Origin of the sequence: Mycobacterium gastri (genome assembly GCF_002102175.1) — a bacterium.
In the GTDB taxonomy this organism is placed as follows: domain Bacteria; phylum Actinomycetota; class Actinomycetes; order Mycobacteriales; family Mycobacteriaceae; genus Mycobacterium; species Mycobacterium gastri.
This window is the reverse complement of sequence record NZ_LQOX01000078.1, coordinates 1-26,191: the sequence shown is the minus strand read 5'-3', so window position 1 is coordinate 26,191 and position 26,191 is coordinate 1. Positions and strand designations below refer to the sequence as shown.

Here is a 26,191-nt window from a genome sequence, read left to right as displayed (position 1 = left end):
ATCATGCTCGCTGAGCCAAACAGGTGGTCCCTAGCTGGTGGCAAACCAGTGGTCCCTTCCCGGTGGCAAATGACAATACATTGCGGCGCAGTGTGATAACGCACATGGAGTCGTCTACCGGTAAAGATTATCCACGACATGAGACGGAAGATGCTGGCGCGCAATCTGATTAGTCATTCAAGCGTCACAGTGACGTATCGACCTCGCATAAGACGGGCATCGGCCGATGTGCCGAAACAGTCAGCGTTCGACTGTGTTTCGCGCGCTGGGCAACCAACGGGCAGCTTCGGCCGGCGTTTCGCCGGCGGGTCATCGGCGTCCGCACTGGGTGCCGGACGTGCGTCCGGCGTTCCGCATGTCGCCCCGCTCGGCAACCAAGAGGCAGCTTCGACCGCGTTCCTGAGGGTCGCCGCGGGTCGACGAGATCTGAGATAGTCAGGCATCGAAATCCGTTCAGATACGGCAGGCCTCCAACTCCGTGAACATCTTGCGGGTACCGCTGCCGCCACAGCTCCGCGACGGCCGGAACGTTCTGTCTCGAGTCTGAATAGCGGCTGTGCACCAGGGCTATTCGTCACAGTGACGATTCAAGCGGCTCTAAGTTGCGTCTGGCACTACCGCGAAAGGGATGTCCAACAGTCATTGGTGTCGATAGACGTGCGCACGGTGCTCGATGCGGCCGATGTAGAGCACGCGATCGTCGTCGAGCGCTCGGAACGTCACGCGATAATCGCCGCGCCGCGCCACACGCCATCCTTCGAATTCAAACCGAAGCGGTTTGGATAGTCGGTACGGGTCGATCGGCAAGGTGCCTGTGACGAACTCAACGATTGCGGAAGCGACTTTGTGCGGTAATCGATCTAACGCACGCACTGCAGTCGATGACAGCTGGACAGACCATGGCTGATCGCATTGGGTCACGTCAGGCCGTAGCGTTGGCGGATCTGCTCGCCGCTGACGGTGTTTCCGGCGGCGTAGTCGGCGTCGGCTTGCTTGAGTTCTTCTGCGAGGCCGGGGGTCCGCAAAGCGTGCAGAGTCTCGTTGAGGGACTCAAGATCGTCGGCGGACATGATGACCGCGGCGACGCGGCCGTGCCGGGTGATCTGAATGATTTCGTGGGTGGTGTCGGCCTCGTCAACGAGCGCGGACAGCTTGTCTTTGGCCTCTGTCAGGGGTACCGACCTCATAAGCGGCATTCTAGCCCGTTTACTAGCCTATAGCTAGCTAGATTAACTGGTAACAGTGCGTGTTCAGCAGGTGCGAGTTCCGCCCAAATGGACGCTTTCATGCGCGAGCGTCAGCTGTGCGCTGCGGTTGTCGTGACTAGCCCATCAACCCGAGTTGTTGCATGATCGCGAGATTGTCTGCCAGGCCCCAGCGTTCGACCGCTTGACCATTTTCGAAGCGGAGGATTCCCCACGTCGCTACGTCGATTTTCCGACCGGTCGGCGGTATCCCAAAGAACTCACCTTGATGCGTTCCTGTTGTATGCCGATAAGCGACATTATGTCAAGTAGAGAGCCTTGTACGTCAACATGCGCTCGAAAGCCCGCGTGAGAGTTTGCTCAGGCCGTGGCATAATAGTGGCATGAACCGCATACGCCTGAGCACTACTGTCGACGCCGGGCTACTGAGCAGTGCGCGCGACGTGCGGGCAGGAATCACTGATGCAGCTCTCATCGATGAGGCCCTCGGAGCCTTACTTGCTCGCCATCGATCAGCGGAGGTGGATGCGAGCTATGCGGCCTACGACAAGCACCCGCTTGATGAGCCCGACGAGTGGGGCGACCTAGCGTCGTGGCGGCGGGCGGCCGGCGACTCGTGAGCGCACTTCCGGCACGCGGAGAGGTGTGGTGGTGTGAGATGGCCGAGATCGGCCGGCGTCCAGTCGTTGTGCTCTCGCGCGATGCGGCGATCCCCCGGCTTCAACGCGCACTCGTCGCACCGTGCACCACAACCATCCGGGGGCTAGCCAGCGAGGTTGTTCTCGAACCGGGTCCCGACCCGATCCCACGCCGTTCCGCAGTGAATCTGGACTCAGTCGAAAGTGTCTCGGTCGCGGTGCTGATCGATCGGCTTGGCCGACTCGCGGACGCCCGGATGCGCGCCATCTGCACGGCTCTCGAGGTTGCTGTCGACTGCTCTGGATGACACATCAGCAAACCAGTGAGAACCCGAACCGGGTTCTGACTAACGCTTTCGAAGGCCCCCGACTCAACAAGTGAGACGGCTCGGGGCCAAGCGAATCATGGTCGAAAGCAATACGCAGAGGCCCTAATACGCCGGAACCAAATATGCAGCTTAACCGGAAAAAATACGTCGTATTGTGTTGTACACCAATGGGTTTGACCTGCTTGCTGCAGCCCGTCTTTGACGTGATGATGTCGTCAAGGGCGGCCACGGACACCGTCACGCCCGACAAATATCCTGAACATCATTCACCCCGGTGTCGGCACTCCCCGTCACGGCTGCGGATCCACCCGGCTATACCGCAGATCTCGAAATTGTTCAGCAAACAACTGGCGGTGCTCTGAATCTATCGGGTAGGCAGTCACGCTGAACGCACCTTAGAGTTGCGGTCAACCCTTCGGCTATGCTTCACCGCTACTGATCCACTGCCCCACGCGGGAGGAATACGGCCGAATCGAATATGGCGGGGTTAGGCCAGGGCCGGGCGCGCTAATCAGCGGGCTCTAACCTCGCCGTGACCGAAGGCCCAGGAGGTGACGTCGGCCAGCCGCACGCGAAGCTGATCATGCCGGTCGACCTGACCGCTATTCTGGCGGCACGTAACCCGAGATAAGTGCACGTATACGTGCGACCCGCCCCCATTTGGGCAATTTGGGCAGGTGCCGTCGGTCGGGGGTTGCTGGTTGTGGTCGACGCCGATCGTTTGGAGGTAGCCGAGGAGTTTCTGGTCGAAATACCAGCAGGGCTCGATGTTACCCATCACAGTTCCCCATGGCAGGTACAGTGTCACGTCGACGTCTGCGCCGCGTCTCGGCGAGTTGGACTCGATTGCGTTGATGATCAGATGAAGTGAGCGGTCGGTCGTCTCGGATGCGCCGAGTTCCTGGGTTGCGGCCATGCTTTGTCCTTGGTTTCCGGAATCGCTGTCCCTGCCGTAACCCGGGCCGTCGGCCGTGCTTACAGTGGGCACCAACGAGGGCTTTGTAGTCCGTTGCTACTCTAGCCGCAACGATGACACCGAGCAGGCTGAGATGGGAGCGTGCACCTGCCGTCCAACAGCCGTTTGCCTGTTCGTCGAGTTCGTCGAGCACCGCGATCTCTAGTGCGCCGGCACGGCAACCGCAGTTGGCGGAAAGCCCTGTTGCGTCTGCCTGCGGCGCTCGGTCGGGTCTGTTGACCGGCACATGCCCCGGAACCGGAGAACCGCATTGGTGAACCGGCCGGCACGACGACCGACTCGCGATTCGCGAAGCAGACGATTAGCCCAAGACTGAAGAATGTCGCACGGGAGCCGCATCCAGATTGACCGAGTAGGAATCGTCAGCAAACTGCTGAACCGCGCTGCGCCCTACATTGTGCGTCGAACGCCACTGCTGCAGTCTCGACGTGCGGTCAGGACCTCTCCCCTGGCGGCGCCTTGGTGGGTTCGCGGTTCGTACCGTAGGAATACCACGGAATCGAATATGGCGGGTTACCGGTAGAACTGTATTTTCGTTATAGCATAGTGCTGCAACGCATTTCAGATGATCATGATTGCCGATAACTCGCAGACGTCCTAACTATGGACCCGCGCAACGATATTCGAGTCAGCGTCGCCAGGATTCCGACCGACCACGCCGCCGACGAGTTCCGCATCCGCACACCGGTCACACCGGATGGCTCGCCCACACCGCTGCGTAGGCCGAATGACGCTGCAGCCGTTGCCGGTGCCCATGAGGGTCTACGGCGGGCGCCAGTACGCGACGCCCACTACAACCTGCTCCGTTCATCGATCTGCCAGAGCTTGTAAAGGACGACAGGCGGGAGGACTACGGAATCCGGCCTGCCTCGCACCGGCGCGGCGATAACGCGGTCGGCGTCCACGGGCGGGCATGAATCGGTCAGGCGCGCGTTTCGTCCAAGGGACCTTTTCTTTGTCTACAGGTGAGGTTCTTGGGCATTGAACCCGATCAGGCTTCCTCCAGCATCTTCAGATTCATGGACATTCGTCAATGTCCATGAAGAAGTGCCGCCTGTTGCGACGACGACGGCTAGTCCTATTGCCTTGTGTGCCAATGACTTTGTGTCGATCTTGGTATCGACGGAACTACAGGCCCAACACGATTCGTAGGGCCGCGTCAACGCGGCGTATCTCATCGAGGCTGAGGTAAGCCCAGTGAGGGTTCGCCAGAGCTTCTGCAGCAACGGAGATTCCCCAGTCGGCCCACCGCCATTACCCGTAGGTGCCGCGCGCAAGCGCGAAGACACCGTGCATGTCCTCAACGTCACCGCGACCACCCCGGTGGAGGCGCAGCCGACGGCCACAGCTGAGGCCACGGGTCGCACGACGTCCTCGCACCGCCGACGCGGGCACTGGCGCCGCCAGCATTTCGGTCCCGGCCACACCCAGACCCCATCGCGTCCGGATCGCGCCGGTGATGGTCAACGCGGGCCGCCTCGGTGCTGATCGGCCTCAGATTTATCGGCTGCCGGCACCCAAGCCGGCGGAGTCTGCGCTCACCAGTTCATAACCGCATCAGCGGGTTTGAACAAGACTGCTGGCCCACCCCAGCGCCGTCGACAGGCTGCTCACGTAGCTGCCGTGGTCGGGTCGTGCTGGCCGCTGTCAGGTCAGCTGGTGGGGGCCACCGAGTCGTCCACGGTGCCCAGCTGGCCCAGGTCGTAGCGCAGCTCCTTGCCGCCGACGATGACGACCAGCTCCGCTTCAGCGCCCGCGGCGTGGATGTAGCTTGCGAGTGTGGACAACAGTAGGTCGTTTTGTCGTTCCAGCTTGGACACCGCCGCTTGTCTCTTGCCGAGGCGCGCCGCCAAGTCCTCCTGGGTCAGTTGGGCGGCCTTGCGGATCATCGCCAGGTTCATCGCGTAGACGCGATCCATTTCCCGCATCCCCTCGCGAATCTCGGCCACCCGGTGGGCATGGTCGGGATCGGCGGGCTTGCGGCGCAGACGCTGGCCGCCCTTGTCCTCAAGCTTCATCATCGTCCCTGCTCCGTTCTCGTAGCCACTGATCGATTGCTGCGTCGGCCCGCGACGCCGCACGGGTGTAGAAGGCGTCGCCAATCTGCTTCTTGTCACCGCCGAACGCGACGATCACGCCTGCCGTGTGACCCCCGGGGAACCACACGATCAGGCGAACGGCGACCTCGTCGTCGAATGGGTGCGACACACGCCAATATGGGATACCTGCCTCGCTGACGCACCCGCATCAAGACTGCGGTGTCCTCACTCGGTGGCTCTGACAAATCGCTGAGCACCAATATGCCGGCATCCACATATTCCATCCGCCGCCGCGCGATCGGATCACCCGCGTCAGACTTCGCCTCCAGCAACTCCAGCCAATACTGGAACTCCCCGGTCCAGTCGGTGATCACACCTCCAATACTACTTCCAGTGAATAGTCATTTCAAGTAATATCACTGACGTCAGCTCCCTAAGCCGTGAGTGGGCAGCCACGTAGGGGCCAGCCCCCTCCCCAGGTCGGCTAGCACCCGCTCGGCGTCGTCGTGGGCGGGGCCACTGGCGTCGTCGGCGCCGATCGAGATGATAGCGATCGGGACATCAGGCGACACAACGCGTTACGAGTGCCAGGTCGTGAGCACCTGACCTTGGACGGCGCGCAGATAGCCATAACCCTCAGCCTTGTCAGGTAGCCAGGCGTAAAGCTCTCGAGGTTCGAATGGCGCGGCCTACGCCTCGACCCGTGGATGGGTGATTTCGAGGGTCCTTCGTGTGGAGTGGGATGAGTCGCTGCTGGCTTTTCCTTGTTGGGAGGTTCCTCTGGGCTTGACCCCCTGCTTCCTTCTGTTCGAATTGTGCACTCGCGCAATAACGTTCAGCTGGACGCAACCTGTCCTCGAGTGCCTCATAACTGCCAACTAAGCCCGGAACGGACAACAACTCGCTTCCAGCGATCCATCCGTCGGTAGACGTTTCAGACCAGAGACGTGATTTGGTGATTCGGTCACTGAGTGATCAGGTGATTGCCCGCGAACCACCAACGGGTGGGGCCGTGCGATCACCTTGGCCCGCAACCGAATTGCGCCGCAGCGTATTTAGTCCTGGCGCAGGCGAAACATGAGCGAGCATTGGAGTAAAGCGGGGTCTCGCGCTGCAGCGTTTCCGCGGGTGATCCGTTATTATGTCAGGTAAAGTACGCCGTTTTCATCGGATGAATCACTGACGTTCCCGGTGTCCTGTCTCAATCTGGTTGACGGTTTTCCCAACCAACCTGGCGGTTTCGGAATCTCGCGCTTTGCCTTACGGTAGTTGGCGGCTCGTTCAGAGTCTGAATGGCGGCCGCAGGTTCTGGAACATCGGGAAATGCTTCACGTTCAGCGTCGCCGGCTCATAGCCCTTGATGTCCGCGGTCGCAGCCACCAGATAGTCACCCAAACCTATACCGGAATGACTCTGCCGGTACCGGCGCATGAAGTCGCCAGCCCGCCGCGCGATGATCTCGGTGACCGGTTCGGCGCGAAACGACGCGAGCAGCTGCCATACCTCGCGCCGCTCCGCGCTGCGCATCCCGCCGGCCAGTTCGCTAATCGACACCACGCTGATGGCTAACGGACCCTCGCTCCGAGACTCACGGAGCCAATCACGCGCCGCGGCTACGCCACGGAGGTGCGCGACGAGGATGTCTGAGTCGACCAGCATCATGACGTGTGGAGCCACATCCGCTGCAGGTGCTCCTCGCGGCTCCCGGGTCGGCGATCGGGTGCCTCGACATCGCGCAGAACGCCGAACGAATCGTCAATCGCTTTGAGGTCCGCAGCAAGGTTGTCGTCTGCGCTGTTGAGAGCGCGATCCAAAAGTTGGCGAATGAGCTCAGCGCGGGACATACCCTGTTGACCGGCCAACCTGTCGAGGCTGGCTGTCTGTGCCTCATCTAGGTAGATGTTGGTACGTTTCATACACCATAATATACACCACGCTACTCTCCCGACCCCCAGTGGATCGAGCCGACCGCTCTGCCGGAAGTCCCAACTAGATTGAGACACAAGAGCATCCGACCGTCTCGATATCGGTGGCGGTCCCCAGCAATCAACCGCCAACTAGATAGCGACCAGACACCCGGCTCCATCTCGACCAGTGTTCCGTGGAATACGACAGGATCGAATATGGCGAGTTACCGGTAAACCGCGCCGTATTGCACTGCACCCCAATTGTTTTCATCTGATACAGCTGCTGCGACAGCGCAGCGCCTAGAGATCGAGGACGATGCGCAGTGCGGCATCAACGCGGCGCATCTCGTCGAAGCTGAGGAACCCGACGCTGTTGCCGAGCCGGCCCGGGTCTACCGCTGCGGCCTGCTCGGCAAGCACGCGGGTGTTGACCCCGCCGATGTCAACCTCGGGACGAAAGCTGGCGGCACGAGCCGACGTGGACGTTGGCGCAACCAGCCAGGTCGACAGAGCCAGTTGATCTGACTGGACGATTACGGCGTAGCGGGAACCGGACTGCTCGTGACCGCGGCTCCCCCGCGGGACATGCAGCCGAAAGACCTCACCACGCACGCAGCGTCTCCATGTCGCGCAGCACCTGTATGGCCTCAGCGCGATCGGCCTCATCTTCGGCAAGCCTTTCCGCCTCGGCGCGAATCGCCGCGTTGGCCTTACGTCGTGCGGCATCGATGAGAGCAGATCGAACGGCTGCGGACACAGTCGTGCCATCTTTGGTCAAGACCTCCAGCGCCATCGATGTGTCCTCGTCCGGCCGGAATGTAATCGTGTCAGCCATAGCGACAGTGTACGACGGTTTGTAAGACGGTCACTGGCTGCGCGTGGACGACCTTCGCGCAGTAGCGCCCCCGGTGTAGTGCCTACCCGCCGACAACCCGGCATAGCCCTCTGCAGCAAACGACCACGCGCATCCTGTTCGGTCTCATACATCGCTGACAATGGCCCGCTTCCCGCTGCGAAGATCAGGGGCTCCAGCCGTTCCGGCGCGCTTGAGTTGCAGCTCGTTTCAGGAGGAATACGGCGGGCTCGAATATGGCGGGTTACCAGTAAAGTGCGCCATGTTCATCTGATGAATCAACCGCCGGTCCTACCCTCCGCCTTCAGTACAGTTGGCAGTTTTCGCCAATTGTTTTCATCTGATGCTGCACCTGCGGCGGCGCAGCGCTTGGAGGTCGAGGACGATGCGCAGTGCGGCATCAACGCGGCGCATCTCGTCGAAGCTGAGGAACCCGACGCTGTTGCCGAGCCGGCCCGGGTCTACCGCTGCGGCCTGCTCGGCAAGCACGCGGGTGTTGACCCCGCCGATGTCAACCTCGGGACGAAAGTTAGTAGCACGAGCCGACGTGGACGTTGGCGCAGCCAGCCAGGTCGACAGAGGCAGTTGATCTGACCGGACGACTACGGCTTCCCGTCGACTACCTGCACGGCGTGGCACCTAACGTGCCGGTCGCGTTGCACCCCGGCGAGCTAGCGCCCGGCCTGGTTCCGCCCGAGGATTTGCGTTTCCACATTCGTGAAGCCGTTGAGCATGGCCATGCGCGCCGAGATCGGCCACGGTGTGGACTTGACGTTGGAGGATGACCCTTCCGGCCTTCTCGCGGAGATGGCGAAGCGCAAAGTCTTGGTCGAGATCCTGTTCAACAGCAATGCCGAAACCCTGGGCGTCACCGGCGCTCAGCACCCGTTCATGACCTATCGCTACGCCGATGTGCCGGTCGCTCTTGGCACCGATGACGAGGGGGTGTCCCGCTCCAACATGACCGCGCAATTCCAACACGCCGCTAGCGACTATCACCTCCGTTATCCCGACCTGAAGCAGCTCGCGCGTCAAAGCCTCGAATACGCTTTTTTGCCTGGCAAAGGCCTTTGGGCGCGCCTGTCGACCGGACAGCCGGTGACCGCCTGCGCCGGTGACCGGCTCGGCGGGGACTCAATCAGCCAGTCATGCAGCACTTACCTCGAGGCCAATGAACGCGCCCGCGAGCAGTGGCGACTAGAAAGCGCCTACATCGGGTTCGAGAGCGGCTACTTGCGGCACACTCAACGCACGTAGACCTCGCCGAAAACCAGCGGACGCACGTTGCCGGTGATGTCGGCAGAACTACCCCGGACGACCAGATCGTCCTTTCTGCACCGCCTCCCGAGGCTTATCCACCGCTTCCCGACCCACTACACCGATATAGCATTCGGAGCCGTCGAGCATCCGTGCGCAGTCGCCTCTAGGTGCAAGGATATTGCCCGTTGAGCACACAATTCGACGGTGGCGAGTACGAACCGATCAGCACGCCCCTTAGACCACCAGTGGCTGAACCACCGGGTGCAATGACGCGATTCCAATTCGCAGGGGTCAGAACATAGTGCGTGCCAGATTGTGCAATGGTGCTATTCCACGTGTGCGAGACACCTTCCCCCACCGGCAAGTTGAATTCAAGCTTCCAGTCGGACAGCGGCACCGTGCTCGAGTTGGTGATGGTGAAGCGGGCGATGAAACCGGTCTGCCAGGTATGTTCCACCGACAACGTCGCCGTGGGCGCAGCCGCATGAGCAACGGGGGTCACGGCGAGTCCGAGGATCGCAACGATCAATGCCGACCCGGCTACGGATAGCGCTGTCCGCCAGCGCTTCACGCAATTGCTCAGTCCGGCCATAGAACCGACACTAGAACTAAACAGGCGATGTCGGCCCTCGCATCGCGAGCAAGTGCAGTAACTTTGCTCAACCGAAACCGTCATGAAATTTTGCGCCTCGATCCCTCCTGAACCAGGTATCGGCACGGTCCAACACGAACTTGTGGACGCGGAACGCCGGAAGGCCAGCCTCCTCGGGGGCGCGGAGTCGTTCAGCCGCCGGCAAACGCGCGGTGTCGCGCACTACCCCTGGGCGCGGCCAGCCGGTATCGCAACATCGACTTCACTCCCCCGTTAGCGCAGCTCACGGTGCCGCGGCGACCTCATGAGCGGGAATACGGCGGAACCGAATGGCGATATCGACCATTTCTGAAGAGAACTTCGTCCCGGTGTCAGCAATTGCTCGGCAGCGTCTCGGTGGCGGGAACTTCCAGGCCACCGGTGACATCCAGCGGAGGCGCGTTCCAGTTCGCCGGCGCCATCGGCACCCGCACAGCGCCACCGAATTCGTCGCTCAACGTCATCAAGCCACCGGGCCGGATCGCGCTGCCGTGATGTGCGGTACCGGCAAATCCGTAGGCGTCAGCGCCGCGGTCGGAAGCCATCGCCGACGACTGACCCACAGCCCCATCCGCGGCCACCGCCGATACCAGCCGCGCGTGCGAATCCACCTCGCAACCTGATATCGGCGCCGCCACACTGTCAACGGCCACGGCCGCGACCGGGCCCGCAGCCACACCAGCTGCCGGCGCGGCCATCACCGCGGCAGTAGCGCCGATGCTGGGGGCAACACCAGCAACCGTCGCACCAGCCGCTGCCCCGGCCAGCGGCGCCGCAACCGCGCCAAATAGATTCCCAATAATCTGCCCAACTATTTCAACAACTGCGCCGATAGGCCACACTATAGGAAAGAGAAGGATAATACCGATCGCCGCGATTGTAATTGCTAGCGAAAATTCGAGTATGCCTAGGTAAAATACAGCGGTAAAAGCCATGCCGAAGTGGAATGTCAAAAATAGATATGCGATGACACCCACGAGAAGTGGGAGCGCAACGAGTTGAACAAGCATTAAGGCAATAAAGATTGGGACAAAAATTGTTGCGACCACCAGCCCCGCGATGAACTCGAGGATCATTTTCGGGATTAGCAGTAGCAGTTCGACGACGATCTGCACCCAGGGGGTTGCGGTGAGGGTTTGGGCGGTGGTGGTGGCGAGGTTGGCGGCTTGGGCGGCGCCGGGTTTGAGGATTGCTGGTGCGGGTGGGGTGTGGGGTGTGGAGGCTAGTGCTGTCGTGGTGAGTGCTTCGTAGGCGCTCATTGTGGTGGCGGCTTGGATCCACATTCGCGCGTAGTCGGCTTCGTTGAGGGCGATGGGGATGGTGTTGATGCCGAAAAAGTTGGTGGCTAGCAACACCGCGTGGGTGGCGTGGTTAGCGGTCAGCTCGCCCAGGGTGGGCATGATTGCCAGGGCGCTGATGTAGGCGGTCGCGGCGGTTTCGTGGGCGGCGGCGGTGGCGGCGCTGTCGGTGCTGGCTTGCAGCAGCCAGGCCAGGTAAGGCGTGTAGGCAGCCAGGCAGATTTCGGCGCTGGGGCCGTGCCAGGCTCCGGCCTGCATGGCTGCCAGTGTCAGGGTGAGTTCTTCGGCTACCAAGGCGTACTCGGCGCCCAGCGAGGACCAACCGGTGGCGGCGGTCAGCAGTGAGGCCGGCCCGGGGCCGGCGCACAGCAGCGCCGAGTGCACTTCCGGCGGCGAGGCCATCCACACCGCAGCGCTCATACCATCCCTCCAACGAGGCCATAGGGTGTCGCCGCCGATCCGTCGGCCACCGGCGCACCAGCCGCCACCAAACCCTCAGAAACCAACCGCACCGTCACAACCACAAGCCCCTTCCGAGACCACTCGCGAACCCAGCCTGTGAACGTCTGTTCGAGCGGGCTCGTACAGATATATCGACTACGATACAGCTGTATCGGATACAATTGCATAAGTCAATCAATCGGTCAATGCTCGGTTCGGCTGGCGCGAAATGTGGGTTCGTCTTCGCCATTGGCCAACCGATTGCCAACCGACTGCGGCGGCGCAGACAGTCGCGACCCCCAATACGCGCTCACGGTGTTCAAACAAGACGTTGTACCCGAGGATCTGTTACGGGGCCGAGTCTCCGAGGTCTAGGTACGATTCCTGCGACTGCATTTGAAGGAGGTCCGGTGTGCAGAACCCTCGGGCGACAAACGACGACCTGACCGCCAAGGCCCGGATCCGGAACGCGGCGTTGGATCTGTACGCGCAGTACGGCGAAGACCGGGTGTCGTTGCGCGCGATCGCGGCGGAGGCCGGGGTGACGCTGGGACTGGTCCAGCACCATTTCAAGACCAAGGCCGGGCTTCGCCGGGCCGTCGACGAGCTGGTCGCGGACTATTTCTGGCAAGCGGTCGCTGAAGTAGACAATCGGGCCGGCCCCGCGGCGGCGGCAACCGCCCGGCGGGAGGCGGTCCAGCGCATGCTGGCCGAAAACCCCCCGGTGCTCAATTACATCCGCCGTGAGGCGTTCGAATTAGAAAAGAATGAGCGGATACCGCTGCTCGATGTGTTGATCGATAACGTTCGCCGTGAGGTCACCGAACTGCGTGCAAGCGGAGTGGCCTCAACCGAACGTCACGAATCAAAGCAGGCGATCGCCGTGCTGGTGCGGCTCATGGGTGAGCTGTTTCTGCAGCCGTTGGTCGATGCCGCATGGCAGCGGCTCCCCCACAGTGATGACGACCCGACGCCGCGGGTGTCCGTGAGCATCAAGGACTACTGATCTCGCCATCCGACATCCTCGATGTGCGACGAAGGCTCCCGCTGTGATCGCCGCTCGCGAACGCATCGACCACATCGAGATCGTATGCGCCGGCGTCGGTTCCGATTCCGGTGGCGACGTGCGCTGCGGTAGCGCATCCGAGGCGAGCCGCTTCTCGAAGGTCGCGTCCGAGCGCGCGCCCGAGGATGAATCCGGCCGAGAACGCGTCACCGCAACCGGTGGTGTCAACCACATCAACTGCAAACGCGGGCACCTCGACGGTGTCCGCATCCGAAACGACCACGGCGCCTTTGCTGCCCTGGGTCACCGCCACGCAGCCGGGGCCTGCCGCCAGCAGATTACGTGCGCCGGTTAAGACATCAGCCGCACCGGTGAAACCCAGTACCTGTTCGTCGTTGGGCAACAGGTAGTCAGTGTGCGGCAGGACGTCGGCAATCCACTGCAGTAGCCCGGGGTCCCCTGCGGCGAGAATATCCACAGATGTGCTGAGCCCCTTGCTCTTTGCATACTGCAACAGCTCGGCGGCCGCCGCGCCCCCGAGAAACTCGGGACCGCCCAGGTGAAGGTGCGACGACCGGATGACCTCGTCGAGGTCGAGGTCTTCGAGCCGGAACGTGGCATTGGCGCCCACGCAATGCCAGGCCGGGCGGTCACCATTGGGACGCACCGGGATGACCGACGCCGAGGTCTGGGCTGCCGTGGTCCGAACCAGGCCGCCGACATCGACCCCTTCGCGGCGGAGCATCGCCAGCAGGGCGTCGCCCATCGCGTCGGTGCCGATCGCGCCGAAGGAACGGACTTTCGCCCCGAGCCGGCTCAGAACGGCGGCCGTACCGCCCGCTGTGCCCGCGGGGGAAATCTTGATCGTCGGAACGAGCTGGCCCTGTGAGCCCTCGGGAATCGACGTGATGCCCAGGACGTGGGTGTCGAGGACGTGCACACCGACGACAGCGAACTCGACTCGGGTCATCGGGCGGTCGGCCTTTTCCATGTCCGGCACCGATCAGGCAATCGCGGCCGTCTTCGCCAGGGCAACAAAACCACGCGGTCACTCTATGACGGGGGCTGTGTGGCCGAATCGCATCCTGGGGCGGCCGTGTTGAATTGTCGTCATGACAGCGGACCAAGATCCCTTGACCATGCCACTCGAGGAGGCGATGCGTACTCAGCGTGCCATCCGTCGACTCAAGAGCGATCCGGTCGACGACGGCCTCGTGCTCCAGCTACTCGAGCTGGCCATGAAGGCGCCAACCGGTTCCAACGCGCAGAATTGGGAATTCATCGTCGCCAAGGATCGCGAAATAGTCGCGAAACTGGGCTGCTTGAACCGCAGGGCCATGAACCTCGTCAGCCCCATGTACAAGCGTTCGTTTGAACGCCGCGGTGACGAGAAGATGCTTCGGCTACAAAAGGCCGTGCAATGGCAGGCCGACCATTTCGAGGAGATCCCCGTCGTGGTTGTCGCGTGCCTCAAAGGCGTCATTCCGCCCTGGCCGTCGGTCGCGACGAGCAGCGCTTACGGGTCCATTTATCCGGCGGTGCAGAACCTGCTGCTGGCCGCACGTGCGGCCGGACTGGGTGCGGCCTTGATCACGGTGCCGCTGTGGAGCAAGCTACTAGCGCGGCGGGCACTGGGGCTGCCATGGAATGTCACGCCGTGCGCGGTAATCCCTCTTGGCTGGCCGATCGGCAAGTACGGGCCCACGACGCGCCGGCCAGTCGGAGAAGTGGTCTCGCTCGACAGATACGGCAATCGGGCATTTCGGTAGGCAGCCTGCCACCAAGAGCCGACAGTGCGACGGTATAGATTCGACGGCTCATGTTGGGAGATCTGGAACTGTGAAAGCAGCGTGACCGAATTCGTCAAGCGCCATGCTGGCGCGCCCGCCGGCTATTTCGCCTGGGAAGCCGCAGGGCTGCAATGGCTTTCACATGTCGACGGCGGCGTGCCGTGTGCCACGGTGGTATCGGTCAACGCGACGACCCTGACCCTACGGCGGATTGATTCGGTGGCGCCGAGCCCTGAAGCGGCATACACGTTCGGCCGCCGACTGGCCGTCACCCACGACGCGGGTGCACCGGCGTTCGGCGCAGGGCCCGACGGGTGGGCGGGACCGGGGTTCTTTGGGCCGTTGTCGCAGCCATTGCCGATGTCGCTACGGCGGCACCAACGCTGGGGCGACTTCTACGCCTCGGAGCGACTGCTCCCGATGGCTGATCTGGCGGCGGCGCGGCTGGATGCGTCGACTCGGGACCTGATCGACGGCGTCGTCAGGCGTTGCCGCGCAGGTGATTTCGATGACGATCACCGGCCCGCTCGACTGCACGGGGATTTGTGGAGCGGCAATCTCCTGTGGACGCCTGACGGGGTGGTGCTGATCGACCCGGCAGCGCATGCCGGCCACCGCGAGACCGATCTGGCGATGCTGGCGTTGTTCGGTTGCCCGCACTACGACGTCATCCTCGCCGGATACCAGCAGGTGCGATCGCTGAAACCCGGCTGGCGCAACCGCATCGGGCTGCACCAGCTGTTCCCGCTGTTGGCGCATGTCGTGCTGTTCGGCGGCGGGTACACCCGGCAGACGGCTGCGGCGGCCCGCGCTGCGCTGGCCGTCTGACATCCCGGTGCGTCAACCATTGTCGTCTGCGGTGTCCGACGGCGGACCCGACACCGGATTTTGCGCCGGCCTAAGCCGGCCTAAGCCGGCCTAAGCCGCCCTAAGCCGGGAAGCCCGAATGGGCCCGGGTCGCTGAATCGGGGGTCGAACCCGAATGCCGCCATGCGCCAGCGCGCTGAGGTAAACCCATGTGGGCGGGCGACTCCCCGGAGTAGCGTGATGCCGGCCGCAGTGAAACCCGAATGCACCACGCCAGGAGTGACGATTGGCCGCCACCATCAAGACGGAGCCGATTGAGCGGCCGACGACTGCGGACCCTATCCGCGCAAATCCCGGGCGAGCCGGCGAGCGGACGGGTGATGCCACTTCGGATCCGAACCCGCCGAGGGCGGTGAGGCCCGCATGCGGTCAACGCCGCGGCGCCCCAACGCCGAACCACACCATGATGGGCGCAACGACATGATCTCGATCACCGGCGCAGAATTGGCAGACCTGCTGGTGGAAACCGGCGAACGACACCATAAGGCTTACGCCGACACCGACGGCGCCGACCCTGAGTGGGCCCTGTGGTACAGCGGTTACCTGCAGGCGCGACTGTGGGACCGCGCCGGGCGGTTGCCGTCCCGGAGCCAGCTGGTCGGGCTGCTCCAATCCGCCGAGCGGCGTTACGGCAGCGCCGAAGGCTGGCCACTGCGTTATGCGGGCCACCTGCTGGCCGGGATCGACGGGAGTGGGTCCGGCGACGTGTTTCCCGCCGTGGCTGCCGACGACATCGGTTGGCTGACCAGGGAGCAGATGGTCGAGGTGGACCGCGTGATGATGCAGGACTTGCGTATCGACCTGATTCAGATGATGGAGAACGCCGGTCACCGGCTGGCCCGTTTGGTGCTCGCCGTGGCCGCGCCCAACCGGGTCGCTGTCGTCGCGGGTTCCGGCGGCAATGGGGGCGGCGGTCTGGTGGCGGCACGGCATCTGGCCAATGCTGGCGTCGACGTCGTGGTGACGCTGGGCGGTCCAGCAGATCAGCTGAGCCCGGTGCCGGCACACCAGTTCGACATTTTGCGGCGCATGGAGGTGCCGACCAGCGACACCGTCGTCGATGCCGACCTCACCGTGGACGCGCTGATCGGCTACTCGCTGCGCGGCGCACCACGGGGGCGCGCCGGCGAGCTGATCGCCGCGATGACGTCCGCTGGTTCGGTGGTCGCGTTGGACACGCCCAGCGGACTTGACGTCACATCGGGAGAGGCGCCCGGAGAGGTCGTCAGCGCGGATGCAACACTGACCCTGGCGCTGCCCAAGATCGGTATGCGCAATGCACCTCAGGTCGGTGCCCTCTACCTCGCCGATATCTCGGTGCCCCGGTCGGTCACCGCCGCATTGGGTCCGCAACCGCCCGACTTTTCCGCCTCGCCGATCCTGCGGGTGATCTGAGGCCACCGCCAAGCAGTCGAAATGCCGTCTTCGGTGCGACCTCGGAAGACATCGCGGCGCCTTCACGAAATGTTCTGTACCGCTTGCTGATTCATGTGTCTGACGCGGCCAGATCCGCTGGGCCGAACCTGTTCCTCGCGTACGGCCGAGGTCTGCATATCCAAGTGGAGGTCGATATTGGCCGGCGCGAGCATTGCCGTTTACCGGCAAATCGACTGCTTTCGTTTTAGTTTGTTCTTCAATAGATTCCATGAGCGGTGCGGCTCCGATTGTGAAGCGATGTGGTCTACCGGAGTCCGCACAGGTTCACCCGACCGATGACCAGACAGGAAAGTGCTGAGTTCAGATGCCGAACTTGGAAATTCCGTTTCAGCCGCTGCGCAACGCGTTGTACACATCACTGGAGTTGATGAGCGGCTTCGAACCGCACCGGCCACTCAGCTTCGCCGAGACATTGGACTTCCGCTCCTACCGGTACTTCACTGCCAACGGCGGCGCATGCCCCACCGATCCCTACGCCGGGATGATGCAGGCGCTGCACGACCACTCGATCATGCGTGCCCTCACAGTGTTTTTCCACGGCGTCAAGTCGCCCACGGTGGCCATCATGGGTGGCCACGACGAGACTCGCGCGACCGCGAACTACGCAAATGTGGCGCGCATCGCGCGGACACTGACCCAGTGCGGCTGCCTGGTGGCCAGCGGTGGCGGTCCCGGCGCCATGGAAGCCACCCATTTGGGTGCGATGCTCGCCAACGCATCGGATCAAGATGTGACCGACGCACTGAAACTTTTGCAGAACCAGCCGACGCTGCCCGACAGCGCGACGGTGGTCTCTTGCACCGGCGAGATCGATACCGCGATCGTGCGCCAGTTGCACGATTGGGCCGCGCCCGCTTACGAGATAGCCCAAACATTCGCCGACACCGGGGGACGCAGCATCGCGGTTCCCACCTGGTACTACGGCAACGAGCCAATGTCGCCGCTGGCAACGGACGTCGCCAAGTACTTCCAGAACAGCATCCGCGAAGACATCCTGCTCTCCCTGGCGGCCAACGGGATCATCTACACCCGCGGTGCGGCGGGCACCCTCCAGGAAGTGTTTCAAAACGCCGCGCAGAACTACTACCCCAGAAATGCGGTGGCGTTCTCCCCGATGATCTTCCTCGGCCGAGAGTTCTGGACCGAGAAGCTGCCCGTGCTGCCGGTCTTGCGGGCCTTGTTCGTTGGTGGCAAGAAGCTGGCACCTGAGGACTTTGACCAACTAGTGCGCATCGTCGATACCCCCGACGAGGCCGTCGACGCACTGCTGCAGCAACGCCCGTCGCCCACGAAGATGATGGACCGCATGCAAGCCGTCGGCTTCGGACCGCTGATGAACGCCACCCGGCCGCTGCCCTGAGCGCGTAGCTGGCCCGAGTTCGGTATCGCGGAACAGGTTGTTCGCCGGCGGTTCCGGAAGTTGCTGTCAGACAGGTTGACTCGATTCTTGTGAGGTCAACAGACGCACGAAACCGACGGGGGCGGCGAAGCCCTTGAGCATGACCGTCTCGTGGCGCTGCGGCACATCGGCCACAATTTCCCGTACCGCCGGATCGTCGGCGACGGCGTGTGACAACACGATGTCGCCGCCAACACTCTGGCCCTGCAGGCGTGCGGCCATGTTCACCGTTGAGCCGAAGTAGTCCAGGCGGTCGTTCAACGTCACGACCACGCTGGGACCGGCATGCACGCCCACCTTCAGCACAAGGCCGCCGCCCGCAGATGCCGACGCGGCTATCCCCGCCTGCATGGCGAGCGCCGCGCGGACCGCTCGCGCCGGATCGGTGAATGAGGCCATGACCGCGTCACCGATCGTCTTGACCACCGCACCGTCATGGTCTCGCACGATCGCGGCCAGCAGCGTGAAGTGCTCGCGCACCAGGTTGTAGGCAGTGGCGTCTCCGACCCGTTCGTAGAGGGCTGTCGAGCCCCGCAGGTCGGTGAACAGCAATGCGACCTGGCTGACCCCGGCATCGTCACCCGGGCGCAGCGTCGCTTCGGCGAACAGATCGCGAAAAGCCTGCAGCGAGATCACTTCTGGTGCCGTTAGCGTCTCGCGCGCCCACTTTCGGTCCTCGATCAAGGCTGCCAGCTCGAAGCCGGCGTCATTGACAAAGGTCACCCCGCCCGGTGCGTTCTCCCGATCCGCGGCGTCCAGCACCTGCACGCCCGACCCGGTGATGCGCAAACCGGGAAACGCGCCGGACTGGTAATCGATGTCGACGAAACCGTTGGGATGCAGCGTGCGTAACCGATACGAGCCCGGCGGCAGGTCGACGGTCACGTCGCGCCGCTCCCCCGCGGCCAGCAGAACCTGTACGGCGACATGTTGTGTCTCCATCGGCCCCGACAGACAGAAACGGCCGCCGGGCAACGGGCGCACCGTGGGCGCCGGCGCGAACGTCAGCTCGACGTTGCGCTCGAAGTCGCGATCGTAGTCGATGTTGCACGACGGACAGTGCGCACCGTGGGGCAGCTCGGCCAGGGTGGCGACGCTGACCTTGGTGCCGCGGCAGTTGGGGCAGAGCAAATCCCACTTCATGCCGAGCAGGCCGACCCTCACGCCGGCGAGACAGGCCTCGGTCGCGACGCGTACCGGCACGCCGAGATTGCTCGCCAGCGCCTTGGGTCGCAGCCGGCTGAGATCCGTTGCCATGCCGTGCAGGACAAGTTCGGCGAACCGCGCGCCCAGCTCGTTACCGTAGGGGCCGCGGTCCATTTCACGCGCCATCGCCGCAGCCCGCTCGCGGGCACCGTCGGGCAGTTTGGGCTCCGGCAACACAAACGGTGTCATGCGGTTGGGAGCGTGATCGCCGTGAGCAAAATCGACCGCCTCCACGACGCGTTTTCCCACCGCTTCGCCCGCCTGGGCGGCAAGCCGCGCCCCGAAGAGGCGGCCCACCAAGCTCAGTGGCTCCCATTCGAGTGCATACGTAACGCGTGAGCCGCCGTTACCGTCCGGCTCGATATCGAAGACCGGGCCGAAGCGACGGAACGGCCCCTTGGTAAACACGCGCGATTGGCGAAAGTGCCGACCCGAGATCCACTCGTACGGCTTTTCCTCCCATTCCAACAAGAAGCCCGCCACCCTGGCCTGCCCGCGGCGCAGGACCGTACCGTTGGCAAGGGGGGTCTCTTCGAGCGTGTAAGGCGGCAATCCGAGCGCTTCGTTGAACCGGTTGGTATCTGCCAGCACCGGCCACAACTCATCCGGCGGCAGGTCGAATGTCCAGGTCCACGTATGACGCATCGACCGGAACTCTAGACCGGTGGCGGGCGCTATGCGAGGGCCCACGACGTGCCAGGCATCGCAGACGACATTCTGTCAGCGCTGGTCCGGGTGCCGGCCCGGCAATCCAGCGGAAACCGATAGGCGCAGCACGCGACCGTCCGGTCAGTGTCCTACGGCCTACCCTGTGTCAAAGTGGTTTGTGTTCAAAGGATTCCGCAGCGGCGGCACAGCAACATGCGGAGCCGCGCAGGCCGAACCGCAACGGATCAAGGGCCGCAATATCGCGGCCGCGACGACCTCGATCGCGGGCCACGTTGCCGGGATGTCGCCGGCGGCTCTCGACACGATCGGTGGCGCGGACGCCGCGTGCGTAGTGACAGGGCGTAGGCTCCCCGATGCCGGGTCACATCGCATGTCAGGAGCCCCTATGAAATCGGACGCGGGATCTGCGGCAGACGCCAGTTACGGGGATTACGCCCATCGGCTACGCGAGTTCACCGCATTCGACAACTTCTCCGATGCCGAACTGGAGCTGCTCGCCCGAGTGGCCCATCACACCTCGACGTCCAAGCCATGGCCGATGATTCATGAGCAGACTCCGGCGGACGCCTGCTACATCCTGCTCAGTGGGGAGGCGCGGGTATATGTCGGCCGGGATCCCATTGCCGTGTTGGGGCCGGGGGAGGTGATCGGCGAATCTGTGCTCCGCCGCGGGAAACTGCGGTCCGCGACCGTTACGACGACCGGTCCGGCCGAGGTGCTGCGTATCGAGCGTGACGATCTCGCCAGATTGCTGGACGTGATTCCCGCTCTGCGTGAGACCATGGACGCGACTGTCGCGCGACATGCGCCAGCGGTCGTTGTCCAGCCGGCCAAGCCAAAGCCGACTCGGGCCAAGGTAAACGCCTCAGTCCCAGCGGATCTGGTCGACCGGTTCGAGCAGGCCGCCAGCAGCGCCGGTGTGACCGTCGCGGCCGCATTGGAGGATGCGCTCTCGCAGTGGATCGAACGAAACGGCACTGCGCAATCCTGAGGAAATCGGTCCGGCCGCCGCTACCATGTCAGAGCATTCGCAACACGCGGTTGCCCGAACCAGACGGTAAGGGCCGCGGGCAGCTCGAGATCGGACAGACCCACAACCCAGGCGACATACCCGTCGGGCCGAATCAGCACCGCGTTTGGCGGTGTGACCGCGCCAAGCACCGGAAGCTCCCATTTGCCAACGTATTTCGCGTCGACCAGCTGGACTCTATCGGCCCATGGTGTGATGTCGATGCCACCAGGCTCGGCGAAGTTGAGCAGCACGGGACGGGCACGATGCAGCAGGGTGAATACCCGCGCCGGCCCCTCGGCCGTGATCAGGTCTAGATCGGTCTAGATCGGGCATGCGACGACCGAGCAGCGGATGCCCGTGAGGTGCTGCTCGGTCACCATGACGCGCACCGGCCCCCCGTCGTCGCTGTTGCTGAGGGCATGGACACCGAACGCGTCGTGGCGGATGCCCCACTTCGGCTCTTCGCCTTTCCCGAAGGCCATTTCGACTTCGGCGATTAGGTAACTGGTTGTCGGATCCCACCCCGGGAAATCGATCCCGGCCGCCTTGCGGATCACACTACGTCCGCCGTCGCAGCCGACCAGATATTGCGCCCGCAGCAACCGGTCGTCGGCCAGCCTGACATCGACGCCGGTGTGGTCGTGGGCGACGCTTGTCACCTCACGTCCGCGATAGATCGGCACCTCCAGCTCGCCGGCTCCTGCCAACGCCAATTCGCCGGCCAACATCAGCCCGGTCGGTCCCGCCCCGGCCACCAGCACCGCATGGTCGGCCACCGGCGCGGCCTCTCGGCGCGACTCATCTTCTCCCGACAACACCGCCAATTTCGCCCCCAATTCCGTGAGTTTTGGCCCCGGCCAGTGATTTTGCGGCATGACCGGGGTCTTGCCGCAAGCCCCCAGGTGCCGTATGTGGTGAGAGTGAGAAATGCTGAAACAGCGGTTTCTGCATCAAGTCCGCTGAGACCACACGGCGTCGATGGCGCGATAGATCCGCTGCTCGCTGACCGCCCGCGGCGTGCCGAGTTGCTGGGCCCACAGGCTGACTCGCAGCTCCTCGATCAGGCGCGCGATGTCCCGGACGTCGGCGGCTGCCGCCCGTGCCGCGGGCAGCCCCTGCACCAGTTCGTGATAAGCGTCTTGCACGGCGTGCACCCGCTGCATCCGCTCCCGGTCGGCCTCGATCGCGTACGGCAGCCTCTCGAGGCGCCGGCGGATGGCGGCCAGGTAGCGGGTGAGGTCGGCGAGATGCGCGCGTCCGGTGGCGGTGACGAACCCGGGTGGCAACAGCCGGTCCAGCTGCGTGCGGAGGTCGGTGATCGCATCGATCTGTGCCGCAGGCGGTTCGGCGGGCAGTAACAGCTGCACTTCCTGCGCGGCGGACAACGCCTTTTCGACTCGGCCCAGGATGTCGACGGTCATCGGCACGAGATTCTGCGTTACCCGATCACGCAGCGTGGCGAACTCGTCGGATGTCCACACCGGCGCAGGCGCCAGCGCGTCCACCGCAGCGTCGGCGCAGTCGTCGAGCAGCGCGGGCACGGAGCCGTCCGGGTTCGCGCCGAGCGTCAGGCGCATCCGCGGATCAAGTTGGCGGTCAACGGCTTTGAGAGGTGCGGTCACGCCCAGTCGCAGCAACCGCCGGATGCCCGGACCCATCGCGCGTTCCTGCTCGACCGGCGTGGCGAACACCCGTAGCTCAACCCCGCCGCCCGCGTCGACGAAAGCCGGAAAACCCCGCACGGTGCGCTCGTCGACCGTGCGCTCTACGACTCGCGGCACCTCGCGCAGATCGTCGGGCCAGGTGCGCAGCCCGGTGCGTTCCACCTCCCCCGCGACCGCATGCGCAACGGCCTGCCGGGCCGGTGTCGCCAGCCGCTCCTGCAGCGCACGCAGATCCTTGCCGCGGGCGACCTCGGTGCGGTCCCGGGACTCGACGGCGAACGTCACTCGCAGGTGGGGCGGCAGCTTCTCCAGGTCGAAGGCGTCGATGGGCACCAAAACACCAGCACGACGCCGCAATTCACGCTGCAATGCCGTCAGCAGCGGCTCCTGTCCCGGGTCGATCCCGGCCAGCACGGCCCGGGCGGTGTCGGGGGCGGGAACGAAGTTGCGGCGCAACTCTTTCGGCAGCGAACGGATCAGCGCGGTAACCAGTTCCTCCCGCAATGCCGGGACCTGCCAAGCGAACTCGTCGCCGCCCAGGCGAGCCAACACGTCGATCGGGACGTGCACCGTGACACCGTCGTCGGCGGCGCCGGGCTCGAATCGGTAGGTCAGCGGCAACGCGACGTCGCCGGTCCGCCATACGTCCGGTCGATCGGCGCCGGCGGTACCTTCGGCGCGCAGCAGGTCGTCGCGGCTGAACGTGAGCAGGTCGGGTGTCTGGTGCCGCTGCTTCTTCCACCACGCGTCGAAGTGGCGCGCCGAGACGACGTCGGCGGGGATGCGGGCGTCGTAGAGCGCGTAGACGTCGTCGTCGCCGACGATCAGGTCGCGGCGACGGGCCCGCTCCTCGAGGTCCTCGAGCTCGGCCCGCAACCGTGCATTGTCGCGCAGGAAATGATGGCGACTCTGCCAGTCGCCCTCCACCAGTGCGTGCCGGATAAATAATTCCCGCGCCACCTGCGGCTCGACGCGGGCATATCCGACGCGGCGGCGGGCCACCAGCGGCAGCCCGTAGAGCGTCACCCGCTCGTAGGCCAGCACCTCACCGCGGCTGGCGTCCCAGTGCGGTTCGCTGTAGGTGCGCTGCACCAGGTCGCCGGCGACCCGCTCCACCACTTCCGGCTGGATACGCGCGGCGGTCCGCCCGTACAGGCGGCTCGTCTCGACCAGCTCTGCCACCACTACCCAGCGCGGTGGCCGCTTGGTAAGCACCGAGCCGGGCGCGAGGACGAACCGCGAACTGCGCGCGCCCAGATACTCGCGCGCGTCCTCGCGGCGCATCCCCACATGCGACAGCAACCCAGCGAGCAACGCCGCGTGGATGCGGGCCGGGTCAACCTCGTCGTGCTCGACCCCGGAGTCGGCCAGGCCCAGGTCGCGGGCGATGCTGCGCAGCTGCCCGACCAGGTCCTGCCACTCCCGGATGCGCAGATAGTGCAGGAATTCGTCGCGACACAGCCGCCGAAAAGCATTCCCCGACAATGTCTTACGCTGCGTGCGCAGATAGTTCCAGAGGTTGAGGTAGGACATGAAGTCGGAGTTCTCGTCGGCGAACCGGGCATGCCGCTGGCGAGCGGCGTCCTCGCGGTCGGCCGGGCGCTCCCGGGGATCGGGGATCGTCAGCGCCGCAGCCAACACCAGCACCTCCGGCACGCACCCTTCGGTCTGGGCCTGCAGAATCATCCGGCCCAGCCTCGGGTCGAGCGGCAGCCGCGCCAGGCGGCGGCCCAGGTCGGTGATCGCGCCGTCGCGGTCGAACGCGCCGAGCTCCTGCAGCAGCTGCACACCGTCGCGGATGCTGCGCCGGTCGGGCGGGTCCAGGAACGGGAAGTTCTCGACATAACCGGGTGGCGCACCGAGCTGCAGCGCCGCCATCTGCAGCAGCACCGCGGCGAGGTTGGTCCGCAGTATCTCGGGATCGGTGTAGCGCGGGCGGGCCGCGAAGTCCTGCTCGGAGTAGAGGCGGATGCACACGCCGGGGGCGAGTCGACCGCACCGCCCGGCCCGTTGTGCGGCAGACGCCTGTGAGATCGGTTCGATCGGCAACCGCTGCACCTTCAGCCGGCGGCTGTAACGCGAAATGCGGGCGTTGCCGGGGTCGACGACGTAGCGGATCCCCGGCACCGTCAGTGAGGTCTCGGCCACGTTGGTCGCTAGCACCACCCGGCGTCCGGTATGGGGCGCGAACACCTTCTGTTGTTCGGCAGTGGGCAGCCGGGCATACAGCGGCAGCACCTCGGTACTCTGTAAACCACCCAAAGCCTCTGCGGTGTCACGTATTTCGCGCTCACCGGACAAGAACACCAGGACGTCGCCGGGCGGTTCGGCCTCGAGTTCACCGATCGCGTCGACGATCGCCTCGATTTCGTCGCGGGTCTCGGTGCGAACGATTTCGTGGTCGGGGTCGTCGGGATCATCGTCGGGGCCGGGGGAAACGGTGACTTCCAATGGCCGGTAGCGGATTTCCACCGGGTGGCTGCGCCCGGACACCTCGACGATCGGGACGCCGCGCGGCCCATCGTCGGCTCCGCCGAAATGCGCCGCGAAGCGCTGCGGTTCTATCGTCGCCGACGTGACGATCACCTTCAGGTCGGGGCGGCGCGGCAGCAACTCGCGTAGGTAACCAAGCAGGAAGTCGATGTTGAGGCTGCGCTCGTGGGCCTCGTCGAGAATCAGGGTGTCGTAGCGCAGCAGGCGGCGGTCACGCTGGATCTCGGCGAGCAGGATGCCGTCGGTCATCAGCTTGACCAGGGTGCGGTCGCTGACCTGGTCGGTGAACCGGACGGCGTAGCCGACCACGTCGCCCAGCGGAGTGTGCAACTCGTCGGCGATGCGTTGCGCGACGGTGCGCGCGGCCAGCCGTCGCGGCTGGGTGTGTCCGATGGTTCCGCGGACGCCGCGGCCGAGCTCGAGGCAGATCTTGGGCAGCTGGGTGGTTTTTCCCGATCCGGTTTCCCCCGCGACGACGACCACCTGATGCGCCCGCACCGCGTCGGCGAGCTGCTGCCGTCGCTGGCTGATCGGCAGGTCAGGGTAGGTGATCGTGGGGACGGCGGCTTGCCGCGCAGCCACCAGGGCTTCGGCCGCCGCGATCTGGTCGGTGAGCTGTTGCAGCTTGTCGGGCTTGGCGCCGCGGAGGCTTTTCAAGCGCCGACCGAGGCGTGCCGCGTCGCGGATGGTCAGACCGTCGAGTCGGCTGCGCAACTTTGCCCTGGACGTTTCGATGCACGGTTCGGACACTCCGGCCAGGATAGGCGTCAGCCGCCTGCCTTCGCGCCACGTTACCAACCAGGCGCGGCAGGGTATGGGGTGGTGTTCCAGGCAAACCCAGCGACCGGGAACGTGCCGCTGCCGGTGGCTCGGAGGACGAGCCGCCGGATTAGCCGGCGCCGCGCATATCGGCACCGGCCTGCAGTTGTGCTGCGCTGCACGATTCCGGGCCGGCGACACATGGCGACCAATTCCGCCAATGTGATCGCCACGATGAACTATGAGCGCATTTTGAGTGAGTATGACTGCTTTGATTTCGTCGTGGTTGGTGATGGGGAGGTGGCGTTTACC

General features: G+C 64.3%; 24 protein-coding genes and 3 pseudogenes. 10 read left to right on the top strand and 17 right to left on the bottom strand.

All coding sequences use genetic code 11. From position 1 onward, the window contains the following. Window positions 1–639: 639 nt before the first annotated feature. The 3 genes and pseudogenes from AWC07_RS07655 to AWC07_RS29715 form a co-directional block, all read right to left on the bottom strand. The gene (locus AWC07_RS07655; RefSeq protein ID WP_036408466.1) at window positions 640–921 is read right to left on the bottom strand and encodes a type II toxin-antitoxin system RelE family toxin; all 282 of its coding nucleotides are present in this window, start codon (window positions 919–921) and stop codon (window positions 640–642) included. After that, the gene (locus AWC07_RS07650; protein WP_036408468.1) at window positions 918–1,187 is read right to left on the bottom strand and encodes a type II toxin-antitoxin system Phd/YefM family antitoxin; all 270 of its coding nucleotides are present in this window, start codon (window positions 1,185–1,187) and stop codon (window positions 918–920) included. The genes AWC07_RS07655 and AWC07_RS07650 overlap by 4 nt, the downstream gene beginning before the upstream one ends. A gap of 136 nt (window positions 1,188–1,323) precedes the next feature. Continuing rightward, window positions 1,324–1,491 (bottom strand): annotated as a pseudogene (locus AWC07_RS29715) (ester cyclase); the annotation flags it as partial. A gap of 82 nt (window positions 1,492–1,573) precedes the next feature. On the opposite strand from AWC07_RS29715, the pseudogene AWC07_RS07640 reads away from it, so the two are divergent. Further along, window positions 1,574–1,825, top strand: a pseudogene (locus AWC07_RS07640) (type II toxin-antitoxin system antitoxin MazE5); the annotation flags it as partial. Beyond that, the gene (locus AWC07_RS07635; protein ID WP_036408501.1) at window positions 1,822–2,151 is read left to right on the top strand and encodes a type II toxin-antitoxin system PemK/MazF family toxin; all 330 of its coding nucleotides are present in this window, start codon (window positions 1,822–1,824) and stop codon (window positions 2,149–2,151) included. The pseudogene AWC07_RS07640 and the gene AWC07_RS07635, both read left to right, overlap by 4 nt. Before the next feature lie 532 nt (window positions 2,152–2,683). On the opposite strand, the gene AWC07_RS07625 is transcribed toward AWC07_RS07635, so the two are convergent. Then, the gene (locus tag AWC07_RS07625) at window positions 2,684–3,088 is read right to left on the bottom strand and encodes a hypothetical protein (RefSeq protein ID WP_036408474.1); all 405 of its coding nucleotides are present in this window, start codon (window positions 3,086–3,088) and stop codon (window positions 2,684–2,686) included. Between the two features lie 1,257 nt (window positions 3,089–4,345). Here AWC07_RS07625 and AWC07_RS30010 point away from each other — a divergent pair. Beyond that, window positions 4,346–4,636: an AcrVA2 family anti-CRISPR protein gene (locus AWC07_RS30010; protein WP_482805309.1), complete on the top strand. Its 291-nt coding sequence runs from the start codon at window positions 4,346–4,348 to the stop codon at window positions 4,634–4,636. 164 nt (window positions 4,637–4,800) lie between these two features. On the opposite strand, the gene AWC07_RS07610 is transcribed toward AWC07_RS30010, so the two are convergent. The 7 genes from AWC07_RS07610 to AWC07_RS07580 form a co-directional block, all read right to left on the bottom strand. Further along, complete coding sequence (locus AWC07_RS07610; protein WP_036408481.1) at window positions 4,801–5,169, bottom strand: helix-turn-helix domain-containing protein; 369 nt, start codon at window positions 5,167–5,169, stop codon at window positions 4,801–4,803. After that, on the bottom strand, window positions 5,156–5,356 hold the full coding sequence (locus AWC07_RS28520) for a hypothetical protein (protein ID WP_244187515.1): 201 nt from the start codon (window positions 5,354–5,356) through the stop codon (window positions 5,156–5,158). Before AWC07_RS28520 ends, AWC07_RS07610 begins: the two co-directional genes overlap by 14 nt. A 1,112-nt stretch (window positions 5,357–6,468) precedes the next feature. Then, window positions 6,469–6,849 (bottom strand): type II toxin-antitoxin system VapC family toxin, encoded by a 381-nt coding sequence (locus AWC07_RS07600; RefSeq protein ID WP_036408483.1) that lies wholly within the window; start codon window positions 6,847–6,849, stop codon window positions 6,469–6,471. Beyond that, window positions 6,846–7,103: a ribbon-helix-helix domain-containing protein gene (locus AWC07_RS07595; protein WP_084293210.1), complete on the bottom strand. Its 258-nt coding sequence runs from the start codon at window positions 7,101–7,103 to the stop codon at window positions 6,846–6,848. The genes AWC07_RS07600 and AWC07_RS07595 overlap by 4 nt, the downstream gene beginning before the upstream one ends. 291 nt (window positions 7,104–7,394) lie before the next feature. Beyond that, window positions 7,395–7,706: a type II toxin-antitoxin system PemK/MazF family toxin gene (locus AWC07_RS07590; protein ID WP_036408487.1), complete on the bottom strand. Its 312-nt coding sequence runs from the start codon at window positions 7,704–7,706 to the stop codon at window positions 7,395–7,397. Then, a complete protein-coding gene (locus AWC07_RS07585; RefSeq protein WP_036408490.1) occupies window positions 7,696–7,929 on the bottom strand; it encodes a hypothetical protein in 234 nt (77 codons plus the stop codon). Before AWC07_RS07585 ends, AWC07_RS07590 begins: the two co-directional genes overlap by 11 nt. A gap of 354 nt (window positions 7,930–8,283) precedes the next feature. Then, on the bottom strand, window positions 8,284–8,586 hold the full coding sequence (locus AWC07_RS07580) for a type II toxin-antitoxin system PemK/MazF family toxin (protein WP_051507739.1): 303 nt from the start codon (window positions 8,584–8,586) through the stop codon (window positions 8,284–8,286). Window positions 8,587–8,679: 93 nt separating this feature from the next. Here AWC07_RS07580 and AWC07_RS07575 point away from each other — a divergent pair, with 93 nt between their 5' ends. Then, window positions 8,680–9,204, top strand: a complete 525-nt coding sequence (locus AWC07_RS07575) for an amidohydrolase family protein (RefSeq protein ID WP_139829596.1) — start codon at window positions 8,680–8,682, stop codon at window positions 9,202–9,204. A gap of 166 nt (window positions 9,205–9,370) precedes the next feature. Here the strand turns inward: AWC07_RS07575 and AWC07_RS07570 are convergent, their stop codons facing one another. Both AWC07_RS07570 and AWC07_RS07565 read right to left on the bottom strand, forming a co-directional pair. Beyond that, a complete protein-coding gene (locus AWC07_RS07570; protein ID WP_084293212.1) occupies window positions 9,371–9,799 on the bottom strand; it encodes a cellulose-binding domain-containing protein in 429 nt (142 codons plus the stop codon). A gap of 371 nt (window positions 9,800–10,170) precedes the next feature. Continuing rightward, a complete protein-coding gene (locus AWC07_RS07565) occupies window positions 10,171–11,556 on the bottom strand; it encodes a PPE family protein (RefSeq protein WP_084293214.1) in 1,386 nt (461 codons plus the stop codon). A gap of 433 nt (window positions 11,557–11,989) precedes the next feature. Between AWC07_RS07565 and AWC07_RS07560 the strand changes: the two genes are divergently transcribed. Continuing rightward, on the top strand, window positions 11,990–12,583 hold the full coding sequence (locus AWC07_RS07560) for a TetR/AcrR family transcriptional regulator (RefSeq protein ID WP_036408494.1): 594 nt from the start codon (window positions 11,990–11,992) through the stop codon (window positions 12,581–12,583). Here the strand turns inward: AWC07_RS07560 and AWC07_RS07555 are convergent. Beyond that, the gene (locus AWC07_RS07555; RefSeq protein WP_244187513.1) at window positions 12,570–13,574 is read right to left on the bottom strand and encodes a carbohydrate kinase family protein; all 1,005 of its coding nucleotides are present in this window, start codon (window positions 13,572–13,574) and stop codon (window positions 12,570–12,572) included. The two genes, AWC07_RS07560 and AWC07_RS07555, sit on opposite strands and share 14 nt — an antisense overlap. 148 nt (window positions 13,575–13,722) lie before the next feature. On the opposite strand from AWC07_RS07555, the gene AWC07_RS07550 reads away from it, so the two are divergent. The 4 genes from AWC07_RS07550 to AWC07_RS07535 all read left to right on the top strand — a co-directional run bounded on the left by AWC07_RS07550 (window position 13,723) and on the right by AWC07_RS07535 (window position 18,037). Then, the gene (locus AWC07_RS07550; protein ID WP_051507743.1) at window positions 13,723–14,352 is read left to right on the top strand and encodes a nitroreductase family protein; all 630 of its coding nucleotides are present in this window, start codon (window positions 13,723–13,725) and stop codon (window positions 14,350–14,352) included. Window positions 14,353–14,433: 81 nt separating this feature from the next. Continuing rightward, on the top strand, window positions 14,434–15,201 hold the full coding sequence (locus AWC07_RS07545) for a fructosamine kinase family protein (RefSeq protein WP_036408497.1): 768 nt from the start codon (window positions 14,434–14,436) through the stop codon (window positions 15,199–15,201). A 402-nt stretch (window positions 15,202–15,603) separates the two neighbouring features. Beyond that, complete coding sequence (locus AWC07_RS07540) at window positions 15,604–16,635, top strand: NAD(P)H-hydrate epimerase (RefSeq protein ID WP_085105018.1); 1,032 nt, start codon at window positions 15,604–15,606, stop codon at window positions 16,633–16,635. Window positions 16,636–16,981: 346 nt separating this feature from the next. Then, a complete protein-coding gene (locus AWC07_RS07535) occupies window positions 16,982–18,037 on the top strand; it encodes an LOG family protein (protein ID WP_036416021.1) in 1,056 nt (351 codons plus the stop codon). Window positions 18,038–18,103: 66 nt separating this feature from the next. On the opposite strand, the gene AWC07_RS07530 is transcribed toward AWC07_RS07535, so the two are convergent. Then, on the bottom strand, window positions 18,104–19,927 hold the full coding sequence (locus AWC07_RS07530) for an adenylate/guanylate cyclase domain-containing protein (protein ID WP_036416022.1): 1,824 nt from the start codon (window positions 19,925–19,927) through the stop codon (window positions 18,104–18,106). A gap of 409 nt (window positions 19,928–20,336) precedes the next feature. Between AWC07_RS07530 and AWC07_RS07525 the strand changes: the two genes are divergently transcribed. Beyond that, entirely contained in the window at window positions 20,337–20,942 is a 606-nt protein-coding gene (locus tag AWC07_RS07525; RefSeq protein ID WP_036417267.1) for a Crp/Fnr family transcriptional regulator, read from the top strand. A 20-nt stretch (window positions 20,943–20,962) separates the two neighbouring features. Here AWC07_RS07525 and AWC07_RS29515 read toward each other — a convergent pair. Both AWC07_RS29515 and hrpA read right to left on the bottom strand, forming a co-directional pair. After that, window positions 20,963–21,739 (bottom strand): annotated as a pseudogene (locus AWC07_RS29515) (aromatic-ring hydroxylase C-terminal domain-containing protein). Window positions 21,740–21,913: 174 nt separating this feature from the next. Next, window positions 21,914–25,879: an ATP-dependent RNA helicase HrpA gene (gene hrpA, locus AWC07_RS07515; RefSeq protein ID WP_036417265.1), complete on the bottom strand. Its 3,966-nt coding sequence runs from the start codon at window positions 25,877–25,879 to the stop codon at window positions 21,914–21,916. Window positions 25,880–26,191 lie beyond the last annotated feature (312 nt).